Here is a 5,947-nt window from a genome sequence, read left to right as displayed (position 1 = left end):
TCATACATCTGCCACATTTACACCGTGGGGTTCGGGTGGTATTGGACTTTGTGTTGATATGCACACTCATCCACCCCACGTATGCCTTGTATGTGGTTTCTATTCGTCAGACCGAGAGTTTGCATTAAGCTTCCTACAGACTCCACCTCGCGATGGACGCCCTTGCCATCTGCTAACAGTTCCTACCACCAAGCCTGTAGCGGACTTTCACCGCCTAGACACCGCCCATGCAGGGCAAACATATTAGGGGCTGTTATAAACAGCCCTTTTTTAAGTTCTTTTAAATTTAGAATAGATTCTTCCCAAAACTCCTTTAGAAGATAGTTTAACTGCATGTATTGGACAAAGTTCATGACAACAAAGACACTCAATACAAGCTTGCCCCTTGACCTTAAACTGTCCTTGTTTACTAATTTCTATTGCATCAACAGGACAGTTCTGATGACATAGACCACACTTACTACATTTTGATTGGTTTATTTCAGGTATCGTACCTAATTGCCCCATCAGTGTTCGTATTAACCCAGAAGGAACCATTTCTACATAACTAGTTGAGGGATGTTTAAAGTTATCTGGTTTAAATTTATTAACTGTTTTGTTTAACTCAATATTATTAATATCTCCTTGTCCATATCCATTTTCATGTGCTATTTTAATAGCCTTCACTTGCTTTGGTTTAAACCCTATTATATGACTAGCGATTTCATCTAAAGCTACACCATCATCGCTCGCTAACAGTAATCCTAGATCTTTTCTTTTTCCTGCTGAAGGTCCATTTCCCTCCATTGCCCATATACCGTCCATTATATTTAAATCAGGCTTAGTTTCCCAGTATAAATCAGCAAGTAGTTTTGAAAATTCCCAAACATCTGGATAGAGTCTATGATATTCTCTTTTTTTAGTTCCAGGAATTACACCATACATGTTTTTAATAGCTCCAGTAAAATACGTAAGTCCATGTGTTTTGAATTTTGGTAGTGAAATTATAATATCAGCTTCATATATAGATTTAGCTATATAAATTTCATTAAAATTTTCAGTCGCCACTTTTACAGCTCCTACTTCATCAAAATTTAGTATGGTTCCCCCCCCTCTTTGTGTTGCTTTTTCTATTTCTGTTAACTTAAAAGCGTGTTTTGTCCTAGAACCTTTAGTCGTTACTCCCCCTGACGAGTCTCCAACTACTGGATAAGCACCTAGTTCTCTAATCATTTCACACATAACTTGGACTATATTAGGATGAGTTGTAACAGCCTCTACAGGTTTTTTAGGGCTTAACATATTTACTTTTAATAAAACGGTATCTCCTGTATTAATATAGTTAGATAAACCACCTATATAATCTAGAACTTCTTCTAAACCAGATCGTACAATTTTTAAATTATAATCAAAAATGTTTCCACATATTGAAACTTTGGCTTTATTTATCGACAACGTTAATCACACCTTGTTATTTTAAAATCTTTTGTGATAATTATATCAAATTTCTTTTCAGAAAATAAATAAATTATGCTAAAATAGAGGACGAGAATCTTGGAGGTGATTAAAATTAAATCAAAGCAACTACAAATCAACAAAGAATTTTTTATTATGTGTATTTACATGTTGTTACTAATCATTGCAGGTTTTTTCTTTAGTTTTGATGAAGGATTGTTTACAGATCTAAGCAAAATTTTTCAGGTACCAGGTGTACTAATTACCGATTTCTTTGTCATTGGAAGTCTTGGAGCAGCTTTAGTAAACGCTGGTTTAGTAGGGTTAACAGGCCTAATTATAACTCTTATATCGAAAGTCCCTGTTAGAGGACCTATTATAGCTGCTATTTTTACCATGGCTGGATTTTCTTTTATGGGGAAAAATATTATCAATATCTGGCCAATTTTCTTAGGTGTTTGGCTATATTCTAGAGTTAAAAAAGAACGTTTTAGTAATTATCTTCTAAATGCTTTATTTGGTACAGCCCTTGCTCCCCTTGCTTCAAGTGTTTCTATCGGTTTAGGTCTTGGCACTTGGGGTGGATTAGTTTTCGGTATAGTGGGTGGATTTCTTGTCCCACCTCTTGCAAGTCATTTACTAGGAACTCATCAAGGTATGAATTTATATAATATAGGGTTTACGGCAGGTTTTATCGGAACTCTATTTGCAGGACTTTTTCGCGGTTTTGGGGCAGACAAAGAATTAGTTGTGATTTGGGGGGAAGGTTTTAATGAACAAGTAACTATACCCTTAATTTTATACTTCATTTCAATGATTTTACTAGGTTTATTCGAAAATAACGGAAATCTTAAATCCTTTTTTGAAATTCATGAAATATCGGGCGCTCTAGTTTCAGACTTTATTTCCGAAAAAGGTACAGGTGCTACGTTTATTAACATGGGAATTGTAGGTTTAATAGGGACCAGTTATGTACTAATCATAGGTGGAGAGTTAAATGGACCAAGTATAACTGGTATTTTAACTATTGTAGGATTTGGTTCCTTTGGTAAACATACTAAAAATATAATCCCTATAATGATTGGAGCTTTTTTATCTTTACAGTTTTTCCACTGGGCACCAACTGAACCTGGTCCGATTTTAGGGGTGTTATTTGGAACAACCCTTGCTCCTATCACTGGATCATTTGGAAACTTAGCAGGACTTATAGCAGGGTTTTTGCATATGTCTATGGTCATGAACGTAGGATTTCTGCATGGTGGTTTAAATCTATATAATAATGGTTTTGCCGGAGGGTTAGTTGCGACTCTTATGATAGGTGTGTTAAAAAATTTACAATTTGATGAACAAGGAGGCTAATCATGAAAAAAACCAATCAAAAGATAAAAGGAATCTTAGATGAGCTATTAAGTAACTCTTTTAAAGCTGGGGCTACTAATATCGAATCTAAAATCACCTCTAAAGATAATAAACATGTAGTATATGTAAAAGACAACGGTAAAGGTATGGAATCAGATATTTTAGAAAAAGCAAAGGAAAAGTTGGGGCAACCTCGTAGAGATGAGCTTGAAGATTATTATGGTGATCTAGCAGGGATAGCTGCTAGAAATTCAGGTTTAACGATTGTTGGTATGATGATTGATGATTATGTTCTTATATCTGAACCCGGTAAAGGTACAGAAATTACTGTAATAATTGATAAGTAACGTTTACATGCTATTTTCAATATGAGATAATACATTTTGTAAATCTGTAAACTTTTGTTTATTAATTAATGATTGTGTCGGGTGATGTTGTGTGAATCTTACAAATCAAGAAAAAAATATTAGATAGTATTAAACAAGATCCTATGATTTCTCAAGACGAGTTAGCTAGTAAATATCAGTCTAGTCGGTCTACTATAGCGGGGCATATAAGAAACCTTAAGAAAAAAGGCTATATTCTAGGTAAAAAGTATCTCATGGTATGCCATGCCCAAAAAACTATGAAACAGCCTTAGAAGTAGAACAAACTATTAAAGATAATGGTGCAACCCCTGCTACAATTGCTGTAATTAATGGAAAATTAAAGATTGGCTTATCAAAAAATGAAATTGAACTACTAGTATACTAAACTCTTTGATAAAATTATTGTAACAGCTGCTGCTAATAGAACACCCTCTGAACTTCTCAAGCAATTAAAAGAAGGTGGGCGCATGGTTATTCCTATTGGAAATGAACTAATACAAGAATTACAGGTAATAACCAAACAAGAAGATAAGTATGCTAGAAAAAGTCTCGGTAGTTGTCGTTTTGTACCACTTAAGTAGAAATCAATTAGGAGGTAGATAATTAATTTATCTACCGACCTCTCACACCACAAGCATACCGTTCGGTACTTAGCGGTTCAATGGTTTGAGTGCAATGCCTCGCATCAAATTGGATATGTCATCATATCCAATTGATGCGAGGCATTCGTTTGTTAATGACCTTGATAATATCCAACTATTGGCTATCCGCCAATACCCTTTCCGATTGTTTGCCCATTCCCAAGCTTTCCCTTTAGTTATTCCAAGTCGTTTGAGGTTCTTAAACCTCGCACTTATTTTCTTCCACTGCTTCCACAAATACATTCGAATTCTACGTCTAATCCATTCGTTAAGGGCGGGGATTCTATTCTTCATATCTGCGATAGAGAAATAGCCTAACCAGCCTGTGGTGAATGTTTTAAGCTCTTTAAGTATCTTCTGAGTCGATCTACCACGTTTACGACTTGTTATCTGCCGTACCCTGTCCTTGAACCGTTTTACGGTCTTCTGGTGCGGTCTGATTCCAACCTTCCCTTTAACTTTGTAGAGGGAGAAGCCAAGAAACTTAAGTTTTAGTGGGCTCCCAGTTTTGCTCTTGTCTCGATTTACCTTAAGTTTCAGTTTCTCCTCAAGGTACTTTGTACAGCTGGTCATTACTCTTTCAGCGGCTCTCTTACTTTTGACGTAAATAACACAGTCATCGGCGTACCTCACAAATTTGTGTCCCCTCTTTTCAAGTAGGCGATCAAAATTATTGAGGTAGATATTACTGAGTAATGGAGACAGCTTTCCACCTTGTGGAGTGCCTTTGGTAGAAGGGCTCGAAAGCCCATTTGACATAGCCCCACTCTTTAAAAATTTGCGTATGAGTCGTATGATGGTTTCATCCTTTACTTGTTCCCTTACCATACCTATCAACAAGTCATGGTTCACAGTGTCAAAATATTTTGCTAGGTCTATGTCAACTGCATATTTGTAGCCTTGGGCGTAGTAATCTTTTGACCTTTTGATCGCTTGTTGGGCATTGCGGTTTGGTCTAAACCCAAAGCTATTATCAGAAAATGTTGGTTCAAATATTGGCTGTAGTATTTGCACTAGTGCCTGTTGGACCATGCGGTCCACGACTGTTGTGACTCCAAGAAGTTTTACCCCACCATCAGGTTTAGGTATTTCTACTCGTCTGACTGGATGGGGTTTGTACTTGCCACTTCTCAAACTCTCTAGAAATTCATCCTTGTTCTCTTTTAGATATGGCATTAGCTCATCGACTGTCATCCCGTCAACACCTGCTGCACCTCTGTTTTGCTTTACTTTTTTGTAAGCTGAATTTAAATTTCCTGTGTGTAGTAATTTATCAAGTAAACTCTCTGCACCATCTTTCTCACTAGGTTCCAGTGAGTTAGTACTCCGCCGTTCCTTGGTACTCTCTGGTTCCACCATACCCTCGCAAGTGTAGCCTGTTTTCACAGTTTTCTGCTCTCTTTGCACTATCTCACCTTCCCTCTAGTTTAAAAGACTACAATTGTTCGGTCCTTCCCGTCTCCGGTACTATGACCTCTGCTGACTTCTTACGGTTCAACCGTGCATCACTGCACGATTTGTCGCTGTGGGTTGTTGGTTAAACCCTCTTGTCGGCAACCCCCGTAAGACCTCCCCTGTTAAGAACGGTAACTCTCCTCTCATCACCGTAGGGTTCGTGTGGTATTGGACTTTGTGTTGTATGGCACACTCGTCCGCCCCACATATGCCTTGTATGTGATTTCTGTTCGTCAGACCGAGAGTTTGCATTAGGCTTCCTTCAGACTCCACCTCACGATGGACGCCCTTGCCATCTGCTAACAGTTCCTACCACCAATCCTGTAGCGGACTTTCACCGCCTAGCTACCGCCCATGCAGGGCAAACCAATCGAGTAGGAGGTAGATAATTAATTTATCTACCGACCTCTCACACCACCAAGCATACCGTCCGGTACTTGGCGGTTCAATGATTTAAGTGCAGTACCTCGTATCTTTTGGATATGTCATCATATCCAATTGATGCGAGGTATTCATTTGTTAATGACCTTGATAATATCCAGCTATTGGCTATCCGCCAATAACCTTTCCGAGTGTTTGCCCATTCCCAAGCTTTCCCTTTAGCTATTCCAAGTCGTTTGAGGTTCTTAAACCTCGCACTTATTTTCTTCCATTGCTTCCACAAGTACATTCGAATTCTACGCCTAATCC

The 5,947-nt window shown here is 37.9% G+C and carries 6 protein-coding genes and 2 pseudogenes; 5 read left to right on the top strand and 3 right to left on the bottom strand.

What is annotated here, in order from left to right:
• Positions 1 to 270: 270 nt before the first annotated feature.
• The gene (locus CDO51_RS12790) at positions 271 to 1,434 is read right to left on the bottom strand and encodes a DUF362 domain-containing protein (protein ID WP_089024614.1); all 1,164 of its coding nucleotides are present in this window, start codon (positions 1,432 to 1,434) and stop codon (positions 271 to 273) included.
• 105 nt (positions 1,435 to 1,539) lie between these two features.
• On the opposite strand from CDO51_RS12790, the gene CDO51_RS12785 reads away from it, so the two are divergent.
• The 5 genes and pseudogenes from CDO51_RS12785 to CDO51_RS12765 all read left to right on the top strand — a co-directional run bounded on the left by CDO51_RS12785 (position 1,540) and on the right by CDO51_RS12765 (position 3,742).
• Positions 1,540 to 2,793: a DUF1576 domain-containing protein gene (locus tag CDO51_RS12785; RefSeq protein ID WP_240503586.1), complete on the top strand. Its 1,254-nt coding sequence runs from the start codon at positions 1,540 to 1,542 to the stop codon at positions 2,791 to 2,793.
• Positions 2,794 to 2,795: 2 nt separating this feature from the next.
• On the top strand, positions 2,796 to 3,140 hold the full coding sequence (locus CDO51_RS12780) for an ATP-binding protein (RefSeq protein WP_089024613.1): 345 nt from the start codon (positions 2,796 to 2,798) through the stop codon (positions 3,138 to 3,140).
• A 95-nt stretch (positions 3,141 to 3,235) separates the two neighbouring features.
• Positions 3,236 to 3,433, top strand: a complete 198-nt coding sequence (locus tag CDO51_RS15635) for a winged helix-turn-helix transcriptional regulator (RefSeq protein WP_420811499.1) — start codon at positions 3,236 to 3,238, stop codon at positions 3,431 to 3,433.
• Positions 3,388 to 3,537, top strand: a pseudogene (locus CDO51_RS12770) (pseudouridine-5'-phosphate glycosidase); the annotation flags it as partial. The gene CDO51_RS15635 and the pseudogene CDO51_RS12770, both read left to right, overlap by 46 nt.
• Before the next feature lie 22 nt (positions 3,538 to 3,559).
• On the top strand, positions 3,560 to 3,742 hold the full coding sequence (locus CDO51_RS12765; RefSeq protein ID WP_089024610.1) for a protein-L-isoaspartate O-methyltransferase family protein: 183 nt from the start codon (positions 3,560 to 3,562) through the stop codon (positions 3,740 to 3,742).
• Between the two features lie 69 nt (positions 3,743 to 3,811).
• On the opposite strand, the gene ltrA is transcribed toward CDO51_RS12765, so the two are convergent.
• A complete protein-coding gene (ltrA, locus tag CDO51_RS12760; RefSeq protein ID WP_205842269.1) occupies positions 3,812 to 5,209 on the bottom strand; it encodes a group II intron reverse transcriptase/maturase in 1,398 nt (465 codons plus the stop codon).
• 493 nt (positions 5,210 to 5,702) lie between these two features.
• Positions 5,703 to 5,947, bottom strand: a pseudogene (locus CDO51_RS12750) (group II intron reverse transcriptase/maturase); the annotation flags it as partial.

The organism is Natranaerobius trueperi (genome assembly GCF_002216005.1).
Lineage (GTDB): Bacteria > Bacillota > Natranaerobiia > Natranaerobiales > Natranaerobiaceae > Natranaerobius_A > Natranaerobius_A trueperi.
The sequence above is the reverse complement of the archived record's forward strand: the minus strand, read 5'-3'. Positions and strand labels throughout refer to the sequence as shown.

Excerpts from the sequence above, each read along its gene's own strand:
- CDO51_RS12780 (WP_089024613.1), top strand. The coding sequence starts at position 2,796 with ATGAAAAAAACCAATCAAAAGATAAAAGGAATCTTAGATGAGCTATTA.